Source organism: Bacillus sp. FSL P4-0334 (genome assembly GCF_038004825.1).
GTDB lineage: Bacteria > Bacillota > Bacilli > Bacillales > Bacillaceae > Bacillus > Bacillus velezensis.
Genome location: NZ_JBBORX010000001.1, coordinates 1,307,592 through 1,327,408, shown reverse-complemented (window position 1 = coordinate 1,327,408; position 19,817 = coordinate 1,307,592). Strand labels below are relative to the sequence as shown.

Genomic DNA, 19,817 nt, shown 5'->3' with positions numbered 1-19,817 from the left:
TTTACTCTCCCTGCTTTTGCGTAATGGTTCTAAACAGCTTTCTTACGAGTGACGGCTCCTTATATTCCTGCCGAAATACCATGTCCTCCAGCCAATGGACATCAAATTGGCTTTCTTCAATATAATGCTCAATGTCTTGATGCCCCGGCGGATTATACAAGATGATATCGACGCCGAATTTATTTAAAAACAACAGAGCGGCGGCGTCAGAACGTGTGAGTTCGCCATTTTGTTCCGTATGATATAAAACGAGTTTCGGAACGGTTTGGGCGTAATCAAACGTCTGAATCAATTGCAGCAGCGAAGCGGGCAGGTTCGTCGCCTGGCGGAACAAATAGATTGCGGCATCCCTTGCCTGCTCCCCGGGCAAAGCCTTCAGCCCTGGGTTTCTGCACATGTCAGAAATCACATTGGCGATGGCGTTCTGCACGCCTGACGGGAGATGCTTGTACTGCCAGATGTTGCTTCTTTTCAGCCTGTCCGCGTCAATCGCTCCTTCTTCGTTCAAAACCTGACTGTAGTGATACTGGTAGTTGGCTTTCAGCTCTTCCGTAAACGGAAAACTGCGGATCATGTGTGTCTCCTGATAGTCTGCGGCGGTATGGAGTCTGTTCCAATATTCTTTCGTATCTTTGGAAACCCCCATCACTTTCGCAAAAAGGTTCGGAACGGCCACCCGCTCCCTGTCCGCTTTAAATTGCGGCCGGATAAACGCCCGCTCCTTCGCAATGAGAAATAACTCATCATACGTCGTTTTTAATGTCACGGACTGCGGGGTATGATCCCTGAACTGCCAAGGCTTATACATCATAGATTCCTCATGGTTCAGCACATGCTCAATTTCTTTCGTTGACCGGTAGGCCGTCGTGGACGTTCTGTCCGGCTTTTCTTTCGGGAATGGCTCAAGGCCGCCTGTTGCGGGGAGCTTTATCACAAAGCTGAGTTCCTCATCCGGATCAATCAAGCTGAACGGATCTTCCGCAGCCGGATGAAACAATAGGGCGTCACAGCCGATCAGCATGAGATAATAGAGAAAATAGAGCTGGCTTTTGGTAGCGTCTCCATACCACACCACCTTCGGCATCTCACGCTCTATATCGGCTTGTTCGAGCCATGGATTCAGGTGGTTCAGCGAAAACTTTGACACATCCAAGAGCACACGCCGGAAATCGGGATGATTCAGCCCGTTTTCATGCCGGTCCGCAAAGGTTTCCAAAAGCGTCATAAACGCGGTTCTCAGCCGGCGGTGCATAAGCGGATCAGCGTGTTTGGCAAGCAGCCTGCCCCCATCGAGAAACGCGACAAATCTGGAAACCGAAAGCCCTTTCTCTTTTTGATTGACCGAATGGATGTGCTGGAGCGCCTGAAACGTTTCAGGCGCGATGGTCTTATCCAGCGTCTCGCTTAACACATGGATGTTTTCATGAGAAGACAGCTCGAAAAGCTTATTGTAATACTCCGTCTCATCATAAGGAGTGCCCAAAATCCGGACGGCAAGCCGGGTAAACGCCAGCCCGTTTTCCCGCTCGTAACCGGGACGTTCCGGCAGCGGCCGCAGCAGAAACGTTTCCCAGTCATCGTTTTCCGGCTCTGCCTTTCGGATCACCAATTCTTCCTGCCTCATCATTTTCCTCCTTTCTCTTCATGATCGGTACAAAAAAGGAAGGAAATGAACTCTCCCTCCTTTTTTGTTTTATTCTTCTTTAGATGCAGCCGTTTGCTCCTGAACCTGCTTTTGTTTGTTGAAATAGTGGATAATAAACGTTACCACAAACGCAGCGATGATGATTCCGAAGAACACCACGTGCGGCATTTCATAATCAAAGGCGCTCGCCGCCATTTTCACGGCGATAATCCCGATCAGCACAAAAGCCGTATTTTCAAGCTCAGGGATTTTATCAATTAAAACAAGGAATACTTTTGCGACTGTACGCATCATGAGAATGCCAAGCATACCGCCGATCAAGAGCACCCACACTTTTTCCGATACCGCAAACGCGGCCAGAATGCTGTCAACAGAGAAGGCCAAATCCATTAACTCAACTGAAACGACAGTGGCCCAGAAAATTCCGAACGTACGGACCATCCATGAATTTTTCTTCATGCCTTCCGTATCGTCATCACCTTCTCCGATCCAGAAATGCTTAATGACGAGCCAAGCCAGGTACAGCGCGCCAAGCACTTTAATCCACCAGAACTTAATGAGCAGCATTCCGATCCCGATAAAGATAAAACGGAAAATATATGCCCCGAACAATCCGTATGTTAATGCTTTCTTCCGCTGTTTTTCAGGCAGATGCCTTACCATCACCGCAAGCACTAACGCATTGTCGGCCGACAGCAGCCCTTCCAGCAGAACCAAGGAACCGATCAGCCCCCATGATACAGGGTCAGTCAGCACCTCACCCCACATTTTCCAATCAAAAAAGGAAGCGTAGGTCGACATAATATGATGTAGAAAATCCAAGTTTTTTCCTCCTATTTAGTAAAACGGTAATTTCCTGCTTACACCTGCAAGCCGTAATTCCGGCAAAGTGATGCCAGACCGCCGGAAAACCCGCTGCCGATGGCGTTAAACTTCCACTCAGCCCCATGTCGGTAAAGCTCACAAACGACAACCGCCGTTTCAATCGAGAAGTCTTCTCCTAAATCGAAACGAAGCAGTTCATTCTGGCTGTTTTCATCGACGACGCGCACGAACGCGTTCGAAACTTGTCCGAAATTTTGGCCGCGCGCTTCCGCATCATGAATCGTGACGGTGATGCCGATCTTTTCAATATTTGCGGGTATTTTTGAGAAGTCGACGATAATTTGTTCATCGTCTCCCTCGCCCTCGCCCGTCCGGTTGTCTCCCGTATGGATGACGCCCCCGCTTGGGTGTTCCAGGTTATTGTAGAAAACAAAATCAAGATCATTTACACAGTTGTCATGGGCATCGACAAGAAAAGCCGACGCGTCAAGGTCAAAGTCATGCCCTCCGGAGTACTTGTTCGTATCCCAGCCTAAACCGATCACCGCTTTTGTAAGGCCGGGGTTCGTTTTTGTCAGATCAACACGCTGTCCTTTCGCCAATTGAATAGCCATGTGCCGTCTCTCCCTTCTGTGTTTGATATGGTTCAGCCGATTTGCAGGCCGTAATCTGTCGCAATACGGGCCAGTCCGCCTTGGTAGCCTGAGCCGATCGCGGAAAATTTCCATTCGCCGTTATGTCTGTAAAGCTCCCCTGCGATAATGGCTGTTTCAATTGAGAAATCTTCAGCCAGATCGTAGCGGATCAGCTCTTCATTTGTTTCTTCATTGACAATGCGCACGAACGCGTTGGAAACTTGTCCGAAGTTTTGGCCGCGCGCTTCCGCTTCATGAATCGTGATGACGAATGAAATTTTGTCAATAGCCGCGGGCACCGCGCTCAGGTTGACTCTTACGCTTTCGTCATCGCCTTCGCCCTGGCCTGTCAGGTTGTCGCCTGAATGTGCGACAGAGCCGTTTCCGCCTTCAAGCTGATTATAGAAAATGAAATCATCAGGCGACGCGCATTTTCCTGCTTCATTTAATAGAAAGACGCTGGAATCTAAATCAAAATCATGTCCGCCGTCGTATTTGTTTGTATCCCAGCCAAGGCCGACAACGACTTTAGAAAGACCCGGATTTGTTTTAGTCAAATCTACTTTTTGTCCTTTTGCCAATGAAATTGCCATGTGTGCACTCTCCTTTTTTTCGTTTAGGCGTATCGGTTAACGATATCGCCGATTTTCGTATCGTTTGTGCCTTCACCTATCGCAGCGAATTTCCACTCGCCGTCCTCGCGGTAGATTTCAGCCGCGATCAGGCTCGTTCTGCCTGAATAGTTATCTCTTAAATTGTAAGTCACCAGTTCTTCGCGGTTAGCCTGATCAACGACGCGGATAAACGCGTTTTGAATCATGCCGAAGTCCTGTTTTCGTCTGACGCAGTCGTAAATATTGACGACAAACACAAGTTTATTAATCTGAGCGGGGACTTTCGCCAAATCGACGAGAATTTGTTCATCATCGCCGTCGCCTTCTCCCGTCAGGTTGTCACCCGTGTGTACGACACCGCCGCATCGGCTTTTCAGATTGCCGAAATAGATGACGTTTTTACTGTCTGTCATTTTATCATTTTCAAGCATCAGTACGGAAGCGTCACAGTCGATATTGGCACCGCCTCCGCCGAACAGCTTTCCGAAAAAGCCCCCGGATGATACAGGGTCCCAGCCGAGTCCGACCAGCAGTTTTGACAGACCGGCTTTTCCTTTTGTTAAATCAATCCGCTGTCCTTTTTGTAAAGAGATCGCCATATGATTCACTCCTATTCTGTAAGGGTGCCGCTAAGCACGCCGCAAGTGCGCATTTTTACTAAATTCCGGGACAAGAATCCCGGTGTTTATTAAGATATACGTCTTTTATTATATCAAAGTTTCATAAAACATAAGAATTTTTGGCGAAAAACGGCGAAAAATTACTTCCTATATTCTCCTTCTTTCCGGAGAGAATAGAGAAAACAAAGAAATTGACGAAGACTGAACATTTTTCCTATCCTTGTATCAATACATGTCAGGAAAGGGGCAGACGAGTGATTGATTTAAGCATACTTGATCAGGCGCCCGTATCCAAAGGAAACGGGCCGCACGAGACGCTCCGCCGTTCAGCGGAGCTCGCCCGCCTCAGTGAAGGATGGGGCTATAAGCGGTACTGGTTTGCCGAGCATCACGGCACAAGAGGGCTCGCAAGCGTTTCGCCGGAAATTATGATCGCTCATACCGCCGCAGCCACAACGTCCATCCGTGTCGGATCAGGCGGCGTGCTGCTGCCGCAGTACAGCCCCTATAAAGTCGCGGAAACTTTCCGTCAGCTTGAGGCGCTGCACCCGAACCGGATTGACCTTGGGGTCGGACGCTCGCCGGGCGGTACAACGAAAATCCGGCTCGCCCTCACAGACGGGGTAAAGAAAAGCATGACCGAGTTCAACAGGCAGCTTCAGGATTTATCATCCTTTCTGACAGATTCGGTTCCCTCGGACCATGCTTATGCAGGAATAAAAACAGCGCCTTTGATTGAAACAGCCCCGCAGCTTTGGGTGCTCGGCCTCGGGGAAAACAGCGCCAGACGCGCCGCTCTTCAAGGTGCGGGCTATGTCTTCGGCCATTTCATTAATCCGGAACGCGGGGAAAAAGCTTTTCAGATCTATCGGGACCATTTCCGGGCCTCCGCCCATTTTTCCGCTCCCGCCTCGCTCTGTGCCATTTTCGTCATATGCGCGGCTACGGATGAGAAAGCGGAAGAACTCGCCTTAAGCCAGGATTTATGGCTTCTTCGTGTCGGAAAAGGCGCCGACAGCCGCGTGCCGAGTGTGGAGGAAGCGAAGGCTTATCCGTATTCGCCGGAGGACCGTAAACAGATAGAAGAAAACAGGAAGCGGATGGTGATCGGCTCTCCTGCCGCAGTGAAACGCCGTCTGCTTGAACTTTCCGAGCGGTATCAGACAAAAGAGATGATGGTGCTGTGCAACGTCTTTGATTTCGAAGCAAAAAAAGAGTCATATGAGCGTCTTGCTGATATATTTCTGTAAAAAAAAGCCGTCAAACGGAGCAGCAGATGAGACTGCTGCACCGCTTAACGGCGGTTTTTTCGTTCTTTTCCTTTTTTAAACGCATTCCAAATCCCCTGCAGCGTAAACCCGAGCAGAAGCAGAATGATTAACAGTAAAGTGATTGACGGCCCCGGAGGCGTTCCGAGCTGGTACGAAGACGTCAGCCCCATGAACACACTGAAAAGAGAAATAATAATGGCTGCCGCAAACACCCATTTAAACCCTTTGGCGATACGGATTGCAAAAGCCGCGGGCAGTACGAGGAGCGCGGAAACGAGCAGCACGCCGATAATCGGAATAATGACCGAAATCGCCAGCCCCGTCACGATGCTGAATGACATTGACAGGAGGTTTGTGTTAATGCCTGATGTCTTCGCCGTCGCCTCGTCAAAGGTAAGCAGATAGAGCGGTCTGTTTAATATAATGAAATAAAGCAGAATCAGCAGGGTAATGCCTCCGATAATATAGACCTGCTGCTGGCTGACCGTGACAAGCGATCCAAATAAATATTGATCGATGCTCATCGACGCGCCGCCTTTTGACAGGCTGATCAGAAACATCGCAAACGACAGCCCGGCCGCCATTAAGATTGCGATAGATACCTCTGAATATGTACGGTATGCCCGCCGCATGTATTCAATGCCGATCGCTCCGATCGTGACGACAACGATGCTCGCCGCCGTAATATTGGTACTGAGAAAAAAACCGATGGCCACGCCCGACAATGAAATATGAGACAGCGTATCCGCCATCAGCGCCTGTCTTCTCAGCACGAGATATACGCCTAATATCGGCGCCATAATTCCGATCATGCTTCCCGCTAGAAAAGCTCGTCGCATGAATTCCAAGTCAAACATTTCCATCCGCCTTTTTCCCCCCTTTCTAGCCGTATGACTTTATCCAGATACTGCTGTACTTCGTTTTGTTCGTGTGTCACCATGACGACGGTGCGGTTGTGATTTTTCACCTGATGGTGCATAAATTCGTAGAAACCCTGTCTGCTTTCATAATCAACCGCGGTTGTCGGCTCATCAAGCATCAGCAGATCCGGATTGCTCGCAAGCATTCTCGCAATGCAGATTTTCTGCTTCTGTCCGCCAGATAAATCGCCGATTTTCCGGTGGCGGAAATCCCACATTTCCACCATCTTCAGCGCGTTTTCCACCTCGTGGTGATCCGTTTCGTTCAATCGTTTAAACCATTTTCCTTTCGTATAACGGCCTGATTGCACAAGCTCCAGAACCGTGCTTGGGAATCCTGCGTTAAATGAAGAAATCTGCTGCGGAACATAGCCGATTGTCAGGCGTTTTCCGGCTGCGTTTTTTTTACTGATCTCGGCCGTTCCTTCCCAAGGTCTGAGCATGCCGAGCATGACTTTCATCAGCGTCGATTTTGACGCGCCGTTCGGTCCTGTAATGCCGACGAATTCGCCGCTTTTGATTTCCAGCGACACGCCGTCAAGCACGGGTGTATGCGAATAACCAAAAACGATATCCTGTAATGTAACGAGATTCATGCTGACCTTCCTTTCCCGCATAGAAATAGTGTGCACCCCGCGGCGCACACTATGTTATTTAACCAATAGCGAATCTTTCAGTGCATCAAGGTTTTTCTCCATAATGTCGATATAACCGATGCCTTTATCCCGTTCTTTTTGGCTTAAACCTTCCAGTGTATTGAGCACTTCCGTTTTCGCGCCGATTTCACCGGCAAGTGTATCTGCAACTTTAGGCGATGCAACTTCTTCAAAGTAGATGATCTTCACATCATGCTTTTTGGCAAACGTTTTGAGATCCGCCAGTTTGGCCGCACTCGGCTCTTCTTCAGGAGAAAGGCCTGCAATCGCAACTTGTTTTAAGCCGTATTCTTTGGCGAGATAGCTGAATGCCGCGTGCTGTGTGATCAATTCTTTTTTCGCCGCTTTATTTAATGTTGTACGGTATAGTTTATCAAGATCCTGCAGTTTTGCAATATATTCTTTACTATTTTTCTCATAGTATGCTTTATTCTTCGGGTCCTGTTTTACAATCTGCGCCGTAATGGTTTTGACCTCTTTTTGCGCAAGAACCGGGCTGAGCCACACGTGAGGGTCCATGCTGTGACTGTGGTCATGACCGCCGTGTCCATGTTCCTCTTCCTCTTCATCCGAACCTTCGAGTAAGTCAATTCCTTTCGACGCCTTTACAAACTTCGCATGATCAGAGCCCATGCTTTTTTCCGCTGAAGGAACCCATGTCTCCATATATTCACTGTTGTATACGAAAAGATCGGCGTTTTGAATGCCGGCGATATCCTTCGGCGTCGGCTCCCAATCATGGGGTTCGACCGAAGACGGGATGAGAATGTCTACATCGCCTTTGTCTTTGACAATTTGTTTCGTGAATTCGTACATAGGATAAAAGGTCGTCACGACGTGCAGTTTGCCGCTTTTTGAAGAACCTGACGAACCTTTTGAAGATGAATTGCCGCAGCCCGCCGCGATTAAAAAGCATGCCGCAATGACAATGATTCCGCTCCATTTTTTAAACAAGCCGTTTCCCCCTGTTCTGTAAATCAGAATGATGACGATTTCCAAAGCGTACTTTCTCGTTCATTTGTTACCTATACCATAATAAAACGAAGTAATTACGTTTTGCAAGATATTTTTTTCTAAATTGATATCCAATTTACCTAAAAAGCCCCCGCCATGTATGGACGGGGGCGTCCTATCACATATCAGACAAGCAGATAAACTCTTGTTTCGTACGGGCGGAATGTGATGCGGGATTCCGTGCCGCCGTCATTATCATAGTTGCTGAGAAGCAGCTCGGCCCTTTCAGGTTCGGAACCGTCCGGCCAATAAAAAGCGGCTTCTTCTTTCGATACGTTGCTGATGGACATGAGTTTTTGTCCGTTTGCCTGTCTTTCATACACGAACAGCTGCGGGTCATCAGGAAGCAGCAGCGTGTAGCTGCCTTTTATGATATCAGCATACTGTTTTCGCAGGCGGATCAGTTTTTTGTAAAAGTTCAATATAGAATCGGGATCATCCTGAGCCTCGGCCGCATTGACGGTTTTGTAATTGGGATTGACCGCGAGCCACGGTTCGCCCTCCGTAAATCCGGCATTCTTGCTGCCGTCCCACTGCATCGGTGTACGGGCATGGTCCCGGCTTTTCGCCATAATGGACGCCATGACTTCTTCCCTGTTGCGGCCCATTTCAAATACCCTTTTGTGATACATATTGACGGTCTGAATATCCTGATAGTCCTCAATCCTGTCAAACGGAGCGTTTGTCATGCCGATTTCTTCCCCCTGGTAAATGTACGGCGTGCCTTTCATGAAATAAAGCAGGGCGGCAAGCATTTTGGCGGATGCTTTGCGGTATGTGCCTTCGTCTCCGAAACGGGATACGATCCGGGGCTGGTCATGATTGCACCAATACAGCGTATTCCAGCCCTGATGTTCCAGTGTTTCCTGCCAGTCTGTGAGCACTTTTTTCAAATCGGACAGCTCAAGCGGCTTTACATCCCAATGCTCTTGGCCCGGCTTTTGATCAAGCTCCATATGCTGAAAATGAAAAATCATATTCAGTTCATGCTCATCGGTTCCCGTGTAGACCAGCCCTTCTTCAGGCGTCACTGATCCGGCCTCACCGACCGACATCACGTTATATTTGGAAAATACCTCTTTCGTCATTTCTTTTAAGTAATCGTGTATCCGTGCCCCGTTTGGCCGAAAAGGCTTCGGATCGGCCCGGCGGGCGATGTAATCTTCATATGGCGGCAAATATTCTTTTTTTGACAGAAGATGGAGCTGGTCTATACGCAATCCGTCCACGCCTTTATCGAGCCAAAATCTCATCATCTCGTATACTGATTGCCGAACCTCGGGATTTTCCCAATTCAGATCGGCTTGTTTGACGGCGTTCATATGCAGGTAATATTCGCCCGTATGTTCTTCGTACTGCCAGACGGATTGTCCGTAATCCGACACCCAATCGGTCGGCGGGCCGTCCGCGGTGCCCGGCCGCCAAATATAATAATCGCGGTATTTGCTGTCCGGATTCATTTCCGCCTCTTTGAACCAAGGATGCTCCGTGGAGGTATGATTTAAGACGAAATCCATCACAAGCTTTAATCCGCGGCTGCGGCATTCTGTAAGCAGATCGTGAAAGTCCTCCATCGTTCCGTAAGATTCCATAATCGCTTGATGATCCGTCACATCGTAGCCGTTATCGACGTTTGGCGACGGGTAAATCGGGCAGATCCATATCACATCAGCGCCAAGTTCTTTTATATAATCGAGACGCGCGATAATCCCCCGCAGGTCGCCTATACCGTCGCCGTTCGTATCTTGAAAGCTTCGCGGATAGATTTGATAGACAACGGCGTCTTTCCACCAGTCATTCGCCATCTTGCGGCCCCTCCTGTTTTTTAGAGAACCATTTCCTTTATAATCCTTCCCTAAACAAAAAAGAGAAGGTTTCCCCTCCTCTTTTAACTTTCCAGCTGAGACGGATAAAGCGTCATGCCTCCGTCGACGAAAAGTGTTGTTCCGGTCACGTAACTCGCTTCTTCCGACACCATCCATGCGGCGGCCGCGGCGACTTCTTCCGGTTTTCCGAAGGCGTTCATCGGAATTTTTTTCAGCTGGGCCTGTTTATGTGTTTCATCTTCCAGATCCTTATTGGACTCCGTGGCGATCGTGCCGGGAGCGATGGCATTCACCCGGATGCCTTTGTCTGCGTAATTGAGCGCCATCGTTTCCGTCATCATTTTGATCCCGCCTTTGGATGCCGAGTACTGCACGTTTTCAGGACGCGGTATTTGCTGATGAACGCTCGATATGTTTAAGACCGTTCCTTTTTTGCCGCGCTCGAGCATATGTTTCAGTGCCGCTTTCGCCCCCAAAAAGGTGCCGGTCACGTTGACGTCGATGACCCTTTGCCAATCCTCCAGGCTCATTTCATGGGGCATCGCTTCGGCCCCGTTAAAGCCGGAATTGTTGACCATCACGTCCACACCCCCGAAATGCTCCTGCGCGGCATGAAACAGCGCCTGAATCCCTTCTTCTGAGGATACATCGGCTTTTACGGTGACGGCTCGGCCTCCCGCTTTCTCAATGATGTCCGCCGCTTCTTCCGCTCCGGCGGAATCACCGAGGTAGTTCACAACCACATTCATCCGCTCCTTGCCGAAGCGTTCGGCAATGGCCTTTCCGATTCCTTTCGAAGAACCTGTTACGATCGCTGTTTTTCCCTGTAAATCCTGATACATTGTCTCTTTTCCTCCCTGATGTTAATACAGAGCATGTACCCGGTTTTGATCGGCCGAAAACAAAAGAGATCATAAAAAGAACGATGAAGCCGAAGCTCCCTCGTTCTTTTTTTCATTATGCGTAGTTGTTCATTTGCAGCCTTTTTTGCACGCCGACAAGCCTGCTGAAAAAATAAGATGCCGCTTTGTAGTTCTCCCGTTTATGAAAGAAATGAGCCGCGTCCTGAAGCAGCTCCTCTGTGTCAGCCAACAGCTCTTTTGATTCCAGAATGTCAAAATACTCTTTGAGCGAATCCTGTCCGCCTTCCCCCTGATAAAGCTCTTTAATCAGACGGAATTTCGTCATATAGATCTCATCTTCCCACTCCGCCGCACTTCTCATGCCCCGCGCGCAGCTGGCGGCGGCTTCACTGTATTTTTCCGTTTTAAAGTAGATATGCGTGAGTGAAAAAACAGCCTGGATGACCTGCCGGAAGCTGTGTGCTTCAAATCCGGCAGCCGCCCGTTCAAAATCCTCCGCCGCCTTGCAAAAGTCACCCAGACTGTACATACAGTGCCCGATATTATAATAGGCCGCAGCAATCATATATTGATCATCAAGCCGCTCCGCGTGTTCCAAGGCGCATTCGAGGTATTCCAGCGCTTTTTTATGCTGCTGGGCGTCCATCAGATTTCCGGCAATGATAAATTTGCACTGCACCCTTCTCATTCCGTATAATTCATATTTCTTGTAAATATCAAGCGCCTGTCCCGCGTAATTCATCGAAAAGAAAGTCTGCTTGATATGATAGTACACCTCAGAAATTTTATACAGAAACTCGGCTTTCTCTATGTCATCTTCCACATATTCAAGCTTTTCCTCAGCCCGCTTATAATGAGAAATCGCTGAGATGAAGTTTTTCTGCTTAAATTCATACATTCCCCTGAAATAGTAAAAATAATATTCCAGTAAGCCGGTCAGCTTTTGCTGGTTCATCTCAATCTCAGTGAGCATTTCAGAGAACGGAGGCTGGCAGTCGCCGTCTTTCATGGGTTTTAATTTATCCAGCATGATGCGGTGCCGAAATTCCATCAATGAAAAATACAACAATAAATCCTGGTTCTCTTCCATATCTTCGAGTTCATATTGAATCTCCCGCTTCAGCGCTTCAGCTTGATCGGCTTCAAACGCGCGGATCAGCTTATACCATTCATTCATCTTTACGGCCACTTCTTCAGATGGAATCTTGGATTTCATAGATTTGCCTCCTTCCTCCGGCTACTAATTATGTTATATTTTATCATAGCAAATTTATGGCAGTGAGCAAACAAAGATTTTAATCAATTAAAGAAAGAGAGAATTCACCATGAAACGACCAGTCAGAATTGCACTGCTTTTGATCCTCTTCTTTTCCGCAGACCTATGTTTTTCCTATGTGCAGAAAGAATTGAGGCCGCAGACGGCATTACAAGACAGAGCCATTCCAAGCGCTCTTCATCCGCTCGTGAAACAGAATGCGGAGCTATTGCAGACGGCCGCTCTGAAAAAAGGCATCACCGTCGTTATCACAGAGGGTTTCAGATCAATTGAGGAACAAAACGAATTGTACCGTCAAGGACGTTCAAAAAAAGGAAATATCGTCACCTACGCAAAAGGCGGGGAATCTTACCACAATTACGGCCTTGCGATCGACTTCGCCCTGCAAAAAAAGGATGGAAGCCTGATTTGGGATATGACGTACGACGGAAACCGAAACGGCACGCCCGATTGGCTTGAGGTCGTATCGATTGCCAAAACGCTCGGTTTTGATTGGGGAGGCGATTGGAGAGGCTTTAAAGATTATCCTCATTTACAAATGATCCCTGGCTAATAAAACCTTTTCTTTTTTCGCTTTTGCGCATCAATGTACGGAGGATAGACAGGCCTGTACACAAGCTTATATCCTTCATTGCCGGACGGCGTAAAATCGCGCTGCCACTCCAGCCGCAGATGGAAATCGGATAAAAAAGCGGCCTTTGCTTCTTCGGGAGTAACGGCCGGCACCGGATTGATCTTCTCCAGCTGCTCCGGGTCAATGTCAGGCGCCATGTAAGCTTCCACAAGCCCCGTTACGGGACTGACAAGTATTCTCGCAGCGCCGAACCGCAGCGGAATATCCTGATGCCATATGGAAAAATGGAAGCGGAACCTGCCCCTTCCGTCCGTTTTCAGCGGGTTCATTTTAAAAAACTCGTCCGCTCTCGGATAAAGCTTGTATAAAAATTGAAGCGCGACGGCCTCACACTCTTCCGCAGAATAAAAGGCCGGGCCCTGATGCTCAATAAAGGATTTAAAGGCTGTCATTTTCCCTGTCTTTTTGTCCGTTTTCATCTTCATTGTATTTTTGTTGCTGCTTTCAAAATAGCTTTCGATACTCAAATCTTTCCGTTCCGGAACCGACCCTTTCCGCCATGTCGTTCCGATCTCATCCCCGAGATCGCGCCGGCGCGTCTGAACCATGTCCGAGGTAAACCCCATTAATTCATCCAGGCTGATTTCCCGTTTATGTTCAAACGCGGGAAGCGGTTTTGCCGGCTCATTCCTGTCTTCGCAAAGCTGCTGATCCGGCACGATATCATCTTCACCGGCCGGATAGCTGTAAGCCGGCAGAATCGGTTCATAGACGAGACGCGGTATTTTCTCAAAATTGACCACATCATAGACGAGACTGAATGTCAGCACACTCATGTAATGCGAGACGACTTTTTCCCGATCGACGAATGTTTCCGGGACGGGCGCTTCACCCTTATCCCCGTAATAGATAAACTGCACGACGAAGCCGCTCCTGCTTACATCAACGAAAAAACCTGAATCGGGAAGCGGCCGGCCGAGCACTTTTTTTGTATAGATAAATCGGATGCACCCATTGCGTTCTTCCCTCGCCTGAAAGATGAAATTCATAAAAGTAAGCGGACGGTGTCTCGCCGCAAACCGAAGAGCCGTCAGCTTTAATTCGGCGTCTGACAGCTGCATGTCTGAACCCGGACAGTCGTTGCGTGAATAGGTAAGCAAAGATCCGTCGTCGCCCAGCTCAATCGTGACCGTTTTATCCGGCTGGTTACGATCTTTCCATATATAATAGGCTTTCGTTTTTTGTTTTTCATCATAATCTTCTATTTCAAGCTCATAGTCCGGCGGTATGTTCCCGATTTCCAGCGCTTTTTTTCTCAGATGTTCTTTCAGCAATGGGGTCATCCTTTCAGAAGAGTGTATAAAAAAGAACTGTTTTTTATTATATAAAAACGTCCTTATCCTTTTAAAGGGAAGAAAGTGCCTTTTATGTGTCTATTTTTAGCAAAGAGGGAAAAGAGCCGTATTCAGAGCGGCTCTTTTTCATACAAATGTCACATTCCCCGCGAAAGCCCCGGGACGAACGCCCATGACCTTCAACCTATTAAACTCGTGATCGCTTCCCCTGTATGAGCCTCAATAAACAGCGGGAAAACCGGCTTGTATACGAGCCTGTACACTTTTCCGCAGCTGTCGTCATCGTAACAACGATCCCAAGCGAGCTCGGCTTTGATGGCCCGGCGGATCGCGTCTTTCGCCTCTTCCATTGTCAATGAAGGAACGGGATCGATTTCCTGGAGCTCTTTCGGATCAATTTCCGGCGGCATATAAAAAGTGACAAGACCCGTCTTTTTGCTGACACAGATTCTCCCCTCTCCGAATCGCAAATCAACGCCGCCCGAACAAGCCTTATATGTAAGCCCTGCGTTTTCTCCTTCATCATCCGGTTCATCATATTGAACCTGGAAATACTGATCCGCTTCCGGAAACATGGCGAATAAAAAGCGGATGGCCATGTGATGGCATTCTTCCTCGGAAAACACCGGTTCGCCTTCAACTTTTATAAATGACATCACCCCGGTGAGCCGGCCCGATTCTTTATCATGCATTGTTTTCAATACGTGTTCATTCCGTTCTTTAAACAGACTTTCAAAGCTTTTAACTTCCCGTACGGATTTTGTTTTTTCAGGACGCCAGGCAATGCCGATACGGCCCTCTCCAAGGTCGCTTTCCCTCTCTTTATAAAAACCGTCGTGCAGCCCGATCATGTCATTGATGCTCATCTTTTCCGCTTCAGGTGCAGGGCGTGAAATCGGGACATACGGCCGCGTGTCGTCTTCCAGCTCTTCATATTCGTCTAATTCTGCATTCTCTTCCTTCAGGTCGGCCGATATCGGCCGCGTCGGAGACACGATTTGATAGACGAGATGGGGCTTGTCATCCCCCTGCACATAGACGGACTGATGCAGGACGGTGAACAACAGCTCTGCTTCAATATGTTTGACAAAGTGAGCCAACGCTTCCCGCTTGTCCGCAATTGTCTCCGGTCTTAACAGATCATCGGCCTTCCCATGGTAAGAAAAGCCGGTTACTTCCCCTGTCACAGCCAGGTCGATGTAAAACCCGGTCAGCGGAAGCGGCAGACCGTCAGCCATCTGAACATAGGAATATCTCACATCGCCATCATTGGCGGAGCCGCTGTTTTCCAATTCGAACTCAGCCAATGCCCCAGGACGATGGGTTTCTAAAAACGCCCGCATCCGTTTTTTTATGTCCGATTCCGAAAGAGCCAGCAGATCAGTCTGGAAAGCCGGACGGGATAAGTATTTCAGTTTTCCGTCCCGGTCTAATTCGACCATGATGCCGGCTTCCGGATCATTCTTATCTTCCCACCAAAACAGAACCTCATCTTCCCGGTATTCTTCCACATTACTCTCGTAGCGGGCAGGTACGTTTCCGATTCGGAGAGCCAGCTGTTTCAATTCTTCTTTATTCATCATAACACTTCCTTTTCTTCCAAAAAGATTGATGATTACCAAGACTCTTTTATACAAAACTAGTATAATTAACCTGTCCGTCTTCATGACTATCGAATTAATCATTAACAACAGGGGGTAAACCAGATGTCCATCAAAAAAATGAGCGCCGTGTTTTTCATTCTGCTTCTCACGGCATTTACCGCCGCGTGCAGCAGCGAAACGAGCGGCGGCCAGGAAAGCAGCACGGCGAAAGTGAAAATAAAAGAGACGGCATGGGCCGCTTCAGACGATACTGAACATCCGGCCGCGCTGAAAGTAACGGTCACCGTCAAAAATACGGGCAAAGACCCGCTTACCGTCAAAAGCAGCGACTTCTCGCTTTATCAGGATGACGCGAAAACAGCCAAGGCCGATAAGGAAGACTTGATGCAGAGCGGCACGCTTCATGCGGGTAAGACAGTGACGGGCAATCTGTACTTCACGGCTGACGAAGGCAAATCCTATGAATTGGTATATCAGCCGCAGGCAAAAGACGCGAAGCCTTTATCTTATAAACTGAAAGTCAAAGGCACAGCCTCCAACGCAAAACCTGACCCAGCGGACGCATTATCCGCATACATTGATGTGATGCTGTACGGCAAGCACAATAAAGATTTCACCCGCCTGACCGGTGTAAATGAAAAAATGACGGCCGCCGCATATCAGGAATCGGCGAAAGCCAGCTTTATCGCTTCTGCAGGCATTTCACAAGAACAGGCGGATTCAAAATCCATTTCCGCTATTATTGACGCCATGTCATCAGCGCTTCGGGATAACACAGAGCTCAAGGTGCATACCAAATCCATGTCAGGCAAAAAAGCCGTCCTTGAAGCAAAAGTGACGCCGCTTGATATGTCTCCGCTTGCGGGCCAGCTGCAAGACCGCGTGCAAGACTATGCCGGAAAGCACCCTGATGCTGATGAAAACGAAATTGTCAGCCACCTGCTTTCTGTCTATCCAGAAGAGTTTATGCGCCTGAAGCCGGCTTCTTCTTCTGTTACAAGAGAAATCGAGATGAAGAAAAACGCCCGCGGCCAGTGGTATCTGGATACAGACGCCGATCTGGAAGGATTGACAGAAGCGTTTTTGAAAACGTCCTGACAACAAGAAAGGAAATAGCGCAGGCTATTTCCTTTTTTTATTTTCACTTAAAGATGTCACTGATATATTGAACCTCATCCTCGGTTAACTGCACATTAAGCGCGTCCAGATTGTGTTTCAGCTGGTCGGGGCGTTTGGCTCCGGGAATGATCGCATCCACCGCCGGCTGCGACAGAAGCCATGCGAGTGCGATATGCGCTGTCTGCGCCCCTTTTTCCTCCGCAACGGCCCGAAGCTTATCCACTCGCTCCAGATTTTGGTGAAAAGCTTCTCCCTGAAACGGCGGCCTGTTCTTTCGGCTGTCCTCAAAGACTGTGTCTTTTGTAAACTTTCCCGTCAGCAAGCCGGAAGCAAGCGGAAAATAAGGAATAAAGGAAATGCCGTTCTTTTCACAATAAGGCAGCAGATCATGCTCCGCCTCACGCTGAATCAGTGAATATTCCGATTGAAAAACCTCTAAATAGCCGTCGGCGTTAAACTCCTGCAATTGCCGGAAGCTGAGATTGGACGCGCCGATTGCTCTGATTTTCCCTTCGTCCTTCAGTTCTTTTAGCGTGCCCGCCACTTCGGAGAGCGGTGTTTTGCCGTCAGGGAAGTGGACGTAATACAAATCAATCACGTCTGTTTTCAGCCGCTTCAGGCTGTTTTCCGCCTCACTCCGGAGAAATTCACGGCTGTTGTCCAGCTCGATTTGTCCGTTGACCTCTTTGTGCGCGCCTTTTGACGCAATCACGAGGCTGTCCCGCACGCCGCGCTCTCCGACAACTTCACCGATTAACTCTTCGGAACGCCCCAAACCGTATATAAACGCCGTATCAATAAAATTGACGCCGCCGTCCAATGCTGTGCGGATGAGTTCTTTTCCCGTTTCATCATTAAGATTCGGAAACAGATTATGTCCTCCGACCGCATTTGCGCCAAAACCGATACGCTTTACCCGTAAATCCGTCCTGCCCAGCGTACGTGTCTCATCCATGGCTCAGGCTCCCTTCCTTTTATCGCTCTGTTTAGTATTAGATAGACGGTAAGAATTATCCTGCCTGAGAGCCTATCTGCAAAAAAAACCTTGAAAAGCGTTTGCCCTTCAAGGTTTTTTTGGCTGTGTATTAAGATGTCAGAGCTGCGGCGAAGCGTTCGGCTTCATCCGTGAGAGCACCCTCGATTTCCTTATAGCGGCTGGAAATCGTTGAGGCGCTGACGCCGTACTTCTTCGCCAGCTTGGCTTGAGAAACGGACGCGCCGTTCAGAGAAATGCTGTTTACGTAATATTCGACCGCCGCCGCGAAAGCTTCAGGCTTTCTGATCGTCGGTGTTTTTTTGATACAGAACGTTTTCCACAGATCAATTACGGCCGGAACCAGCTCAGCCGGGTATTCATCCCCGCTCAGGCCTTTTTCAATGGCGTCTGCCGTTTCCTTCTCCATGTCGTTGGCCCACTCTGTCTGTTTTTCTTCAGCAGCCTGCTCAGGCTCTTCCGCCGTTCCTAAAAGAGCGGCCAGCACAATGTCGAAGTTTTCCTGCATAAAGCGCTCAGGCGATTTTCCTTCCGCAAGAGCCGGGGCAGCCGCCTTTTTCACTTTGCTGATTAGAGCTTCGGCCCGCTTCACAGGGAAGATCGTAAATTGCATGAAGAACTCCGCTTTTTCCGCTTCGTGGATCGGATAGCCGAGAATCAGGCTTCCCGCCGGCGGAAGATCCTGCTGGCTGACGTCCATTTCCACTTTGAATTGTTTTTTCGTCATCACATCTTCAAAGTGAATCATTCCTTCTCTCACATCTTCAAGCACCATAACGGCAGGTGTCATGCTTTTCCATGATTCAACGATTTCCCGTGTTTTCGGGCGGTTGATGCCGCCGGCTTTTTTCTGAAGATATTCTTCAAAAATCGTCTTGCCGCCTGCCAGCGGACGGAAGAAAATTCCCCAGATGCCGAGGTTGAAGACTCCGATGTCTTTTGTCTGTCTGTCCAGCTCCGTAATGAACGCGTGCTGGTTAATAAATGATGATATGCCGTCTCTATGTGCTGTAAAGGCGTACTCCATTAGGCTTTCCTGAATCTGTTTCGCTTCTTTTGCCGCGATGTCTGCCGGAATGGCAGCTTCTTTGCTTCCGCAGCATTTTTTATATTTCTTCCCGCTGCCGCATGGGCAAGGGGCATTTCTTTTCACTTTTCCCACAATAAACCCTCCGAATTCTGATATAACTTTATTATTTTAACAAAAATAACTTCAGAGGGCTTGGTTTACGGCGAAAAAAGAATATGGAAGAAAAAAAGACCCCGGGATATTCACATTCTCCGGGGCTTTGAAACTGTTAATTTGTATTTTGTCCGCCGCCGTTCAGACCTTCTTTAATCAGCCCGTTTACTTGGCTGTTCATCAAAAGTCCGATGTGTCCGACACCGTGAATCTGCACGTTTTTCCCGCCGATCAGCCGTGACAGCGGGTTCAGGACGATTAAGTCCGCTGAGCTGTAAATCGATGTATATAAAATCTTTTGGTTCGGATCAGTCCCCGGAAGCGCCCGGTTGGTCACAAGGCCGTTCGCTCCGCCGAGTGTGACGACGTTTGCAATTTTGTCTCCGCCGTCAAGATTTTTAATGTAATAGAGCGTGTTGGCTCCGCCCATGCTGTGCGCGACGATATCGACTTTTTTCGCACCTGTTTCGCTGAGCACTTTTTTCACGTAATTGGACAGTCTCGGCGCATTGTGTCTGTTGTTTCCGGTTTTGTCTAAGAAATCGATGGCGTACATCTCTTTTCTTGACCAGCCTTGGGATGCCAAGTATGTTTTGATTCCCGCGAAGTTAAAGGACGCCCCGCCGATTCCGTGGACCATGACAACAGGGTTATGCCCTGAGGAGGCTTTCGATACGGTCGGCTGGAAGGCAAATACGGAAATGACGGACAGCATACAAACTGTAAGGACAACTAGAATTTTGCTTTTTATATGTTTCATGAACTTTCCTCCTGCTATGTAATATTTTTGCAGTTTTTATTCTATTAGAGAAGAAAAGGAAAA

At 48.5% G+C, this 19,817-nt stretch carries 19 protein-coding genes; 3 read left to right on the top strand and 16 right to left on the bottom strand.

Going from position 1 to position 19,817, the window contains the following annotated elements:
- Position 1: 1 nt before the first annotated feature.
- The 5 genes from NSQ37_RS06895 to NSQ37_RS06875 form a co-directional block, all read right to left on the bottom strand.
- Positions 2-1,624, bottom strand: a complete 1,623-nt coding sequence (locus tag NSQ37_RS06895; protein WP_326364967.1) for a YceG family protein — start codon at positions 1,622-1,624, stop codon at positions 2-4.
- 69 nt (positions 1,625-1,693) lie between these two features.
- A complete protein-coding gene (locus tag NSQ37_RS06890; protein ID WP_003156644.1) occupies positions 1,694-2,467 on the bottom strand; it encodes a TerC family protein in 774 nt (257 codons plus the stop codon).
- Between the two features lie 38 nt (positions 2,468-2,505).
- On the bottom strand, positions 2,506-3,084 hold the full coding sequence (locus NSQ37_RS06885) for a TerD family protein (RefSeq protein ID WP_003156645.1): 579 nt from the start codon (positions 3,082-3,084) through the stop codon (positions 2,506-2,508).
- A 32-nt stretch (positions 3,085-3,116) separates the two neighbouring features.
- A complete protein-coding gene (locus NSQ37_RS06880; protein WP_007409047.1) occupies positions 3,117-3,698 on the bottom strand; it encodes a TerD family protein in 582 nt (193 codons plus the stop codon).
- 23 nt (positions 3,699-3,721) lie between these two features.
- Positions 3,722-4,318 (bottom strand): TerD family protein, encoded by a 597-nt coding sequence (locus NSQ37_RS06875; protein ID WP_043021499.1) that lies wholly within the window; start codon positions 4,316-4,318, stop codon positions 3,722-3,724.
- Between the two features lie 275 nt (positions 4,319-4,593).
- Between NSQ37_RS06875 and NSQ37_RS06870 the strand changes: the two genes are divergently transcribed.
- Positions 4,594-5,589, top strand: a complete 996-nt coding sequence (locus NSQ37_RS06870; RefSeq protein WP_007409045.1) for an LLM class flavin-dependent oxidoreductase — start codon at positions 4,594-4,596, stop codon at positions 5,587-5,589.
- A gap of 44 nt (positions 5,590-5,633) precedes the next feature.
- Here the strand turns inward: NSQ37_RS06870 and NSQ37_RS06865 are convergent, their stop codons facing one another.
- From NSQ37_RS06865 to NSQ37_RS06840, 6 genes are all read right to left on the bottom strand, one after another.
- Complete coding sequence (locus NSQ37_RS06865) at positions 5,634-6,473, bottom strand: metal ABC transporter permease (protein WP_007409044.1); 840 nt, start codon at positions 6,471-6,473, stop codon at positions 5,634-5,636.
- Positions 6,431-7,126 (bottom strand): metal ABC transporter ATP-binding protein, encoded by a 696-nt coding sequence (locus tag NSQ37_RS06860; protein WP_003156655.1) that lies wholly within the window; start codon positions 7,124-7,126, stop codon positions 6,431-6,433. Before NSQ37_RS06860 ends, NSQ37_RS06865 begins: the two co-directional genes overlap by 43 nt.
- A 54-nt stretch (positions 7,127-7,180) precedes the next feature.
- A complete protein-coding gene (locus NSQ37_RS06855; RefSeq protein WP_011996284.1) occupies positions 7,181-8,140 on the bottom strand; it encodes a metal ABC transporter substrate-binding protein in 960 nt (319 codons plus the stop codon).
- A gap of 185 nt (positions 8,141-8,325) precedes the next feature.
- On the bottom strand, positions 8,326-10,005 hold the full coding sequence (locus tag NSQ37_RS06850; protein ID WP_326364953.1) for a glycoside hydrolase family 13 protein: 1,680 nt from the start codon (positions 10,003-10,005) through the stop codon (positions 8,326-8,328).
- 83 nt (positions 10,006-10,088) lie between these two features.
- Complete coding sequence (locus NSQ37_RS06845; RefSeq protein ID WP_257726587.1) at positions 10,089-10,868, bottom strand: glucose 1-dehydrogenase; 780 nt, start codon at positions 10,866-10,868, stop codon at positions 10,089-10,091.
- A 115-nt stretch (positions 10,869-10,983) separates the two neighbouring features.
- Positions 10,984-12,105 (bottom strand): response regulator aspartate phosphatase, encoded by a 1,122-nt coding sequence (locus NSQ37_RS06840; RefSeq protein WP_007409040.1) that lies wholly within the window; start codon positions 12,103-12,105, stop codon positions 10,984-10,986.
- A 109-nt stretch (positions 12,106-12,214) separates the two neighbouring features.
- On the opposite strand from NSQ37_RS06840, the gene NSQ37_RS06835 reads away from it, so the two are divergent.
- Positions 12,215-12,718: a M15 family metallopeptidase gene (locus NSQ37_RS06835; RefSeq protein ID WP_011996280.1), complete on the top strand. Its 504-nt coding sequence runs from the start codon at positions 12,215-12,217 to the stop codon at positions 12,716-12,718.
- Here the strand turns inward: NSQ37_RS06835 and NSQ37_RS06830 are convergent.
- Complete coding sequence (locus tag NSQ37_RS06830) at positions 12,715-14,073, bottom strand: YcdB/YcdC domain-containing protein (RefSeq protein ID WP_160222827.1); 1,359 nt, start codon at positions 14,071-14,073, stop codon at positions 12,715-12,717. The genes NSQ37_RS06835 and NSQ37_RS06830 overlap by 4 nt on opposite strands.
- A gap of 200 nt (positions 14,074-14,273) precedes the next feature.
- Positions 14,274-15,674 (bottom strand): YcdB/YcdC domain-containing protein, encoded by a 1,401-nt coding sequence (locus NSQ37_RS06825; protein ID WP_341123437.1) that lies wholly within the window; start codon positions 15,672-15,674, stop codon positions 14,274-14,276.
- Positions 15,675-15,800: 126 nt separating this feature from the next.
- Between NSQ37_RS06825 and NSQ37_RS06820 the strand changes: the two genes are divergently transcribed.
- The gene (locus NSQ37_RS06820) at positions 15,801-16,796 is read left to right on the top strand and encodes a DUF5105 domain-containing protein (protein ID WP_025284186.1); all 996 of its coding nucleotides are present in this window, start codon (positions 15,801-15,803) and stop codon (positions 16,794-16,796) included.
- 43 nt (positions 16,797-16,839) lie between these two features.
- Here the strand turns inward: NSQ37_RS06820 and NSQ37_RS06815 are convergent, their stop codons facing one another.
- From NSQ37_RS06815 to NSQ37_RS06805, 3 genes are all read right to left on the bottom strand, one after another.
- A complete protein-coding gene (locus tag NSQ37_RS06815; RefSeq protein ID WP_257726585.1) occupies positions 16,840-17,772 on the bottom strand; it encodes an aldo/keto reductase in 933 nt (310 codons plus the stop codon).
- A gap of 130 nt (positions 17,773-17,902) precedes the next feature.
- Positions 17,903-18,973, bottom strand: a complete 1,071-nt coding sequence (locus NSQ37_RS06810; RefSeq protein ID WP_308973414.1) for a helix-turn-helix domain-containing protein — start codon at positions 18,971-18,973, stop codon at positions 17,903-17,905.
- A 136-nt stretch (positions 18,974-19,109) separates the two neighbouring features.
- Entirely contained in the window at positions 19,110-19,754 is a 645-nt protein-coding gene (locus NSQ37_RS06805) for an esterase/lipase family protein (protein ID WP_025284183.1), read from the bottom strand.
- Positions 19,755-19,817: the final 63 nt, after the last annotated feature.

Excerpts from the sequence above, each read along its gene's own strand:
- NSQ37_RS06895 (WP_326364967.1), bottom strand. The coding sequence starts at position 1,624 with ATGAGGCAGGAAGAATTGGTGATCCGAAAGGCAGAGCCGGAAAACGAT.
- NSQ37_RS06885 (WP_003156645.1), bottom strand. The coding sequence starts at position 3,084 with ATGGCTATTCAATTGGCGAAAGGACAGCGTGTTGATCTGACAAAAACG.
- NSQ37_RS06880 (WP_007409047.1), bottom strand. The coding sequence starts at position 3,698 with ATGGCAATTTCATTGGCAAAAGGACAAAAAGTAGATTTGACTAAAACA.
- NSQ37_RS06875 (WP_043021499.1), bottom strand. The coding sequence starts at position 4,318 with ATGGCGATCTCTTTACAAAAAGGACAGCGGATTGATTTAACAAAAGGA.
- NSQ37_RS06865 (WP_007409044.1), bottom strand. The coding sequence starts at position 6,473 with ATGGAAATGTTTGACTTGGAATTCATGCGACGAGCTTTTCTAGCGGGA.
- NSQ37_RS06860 (WP_003156655.1), bottom strand. The coding sequence starts at position 7,126 with ATGAATCTCGTTACATTACAGGATATCGTTTTTGGTTATTCGCATACA.
- NSQ37_RS06850 (WP_326364953.1), bottom strand. The coding sequence starts at position 10,005 with ATGGCGAATGACTGGTGGAAAGACGCCGTTGTCTATCAAATCTATCCG.
- NSQ37_RS06845 (WP_257726587.1), bottom strand. The coding sequence starts at position 10,868 with ATGTATCAGGATTTACAGGGAAAAACAGCGATCGTAACAGGTTCTTCG.
- NSQ37_RS06840 (WP_007409040.1), bottom strand. The coding sequence starts at position 12,105 with ATGAAATCCAAGATTCCATCTGAAGAAGTGGCCGTAAAGATGAATGAA.
- NSQ37_RS06835 (WP_011996280.1), top strand. The coding sequence starts at position 12,215 with ATGAAACGACCAGTCAGAATTGCACTGCTTTTGATCCTCTTCTTTTCC.
- NSQ37_RS06825 (WP_341123437.1), bottom strand. The coding sequence starts at position 15,674 with ATGAATAAAGAAGAATTGAAACAGCTGGCTCTCCGAATCGGAAACGTA.
- NSQ37_RS06820 (WP_025284186.1), top strand. The coding sequence starts at position 15,801 with ATGTCCATCAAAAAAATGAGCGCCGTGTTTTTCATTCTGCTTCTCACG.
- NSQ37_RS06815 (WP_257726585.1), bottom strand. The coding sequence starts at position 17,772 with ATGGATGAGACACGTACGCTGGGCAGGACGGATTTACGGGTAAAGCGT.
- NSQ37_RS06805 (WP_025284183.1), bottom strand. The coding sequence starts at position 19,754 with ATGAAACATATAAAAAGCAAAATTCTAGTTGTCCTTACAGTTTGTATG.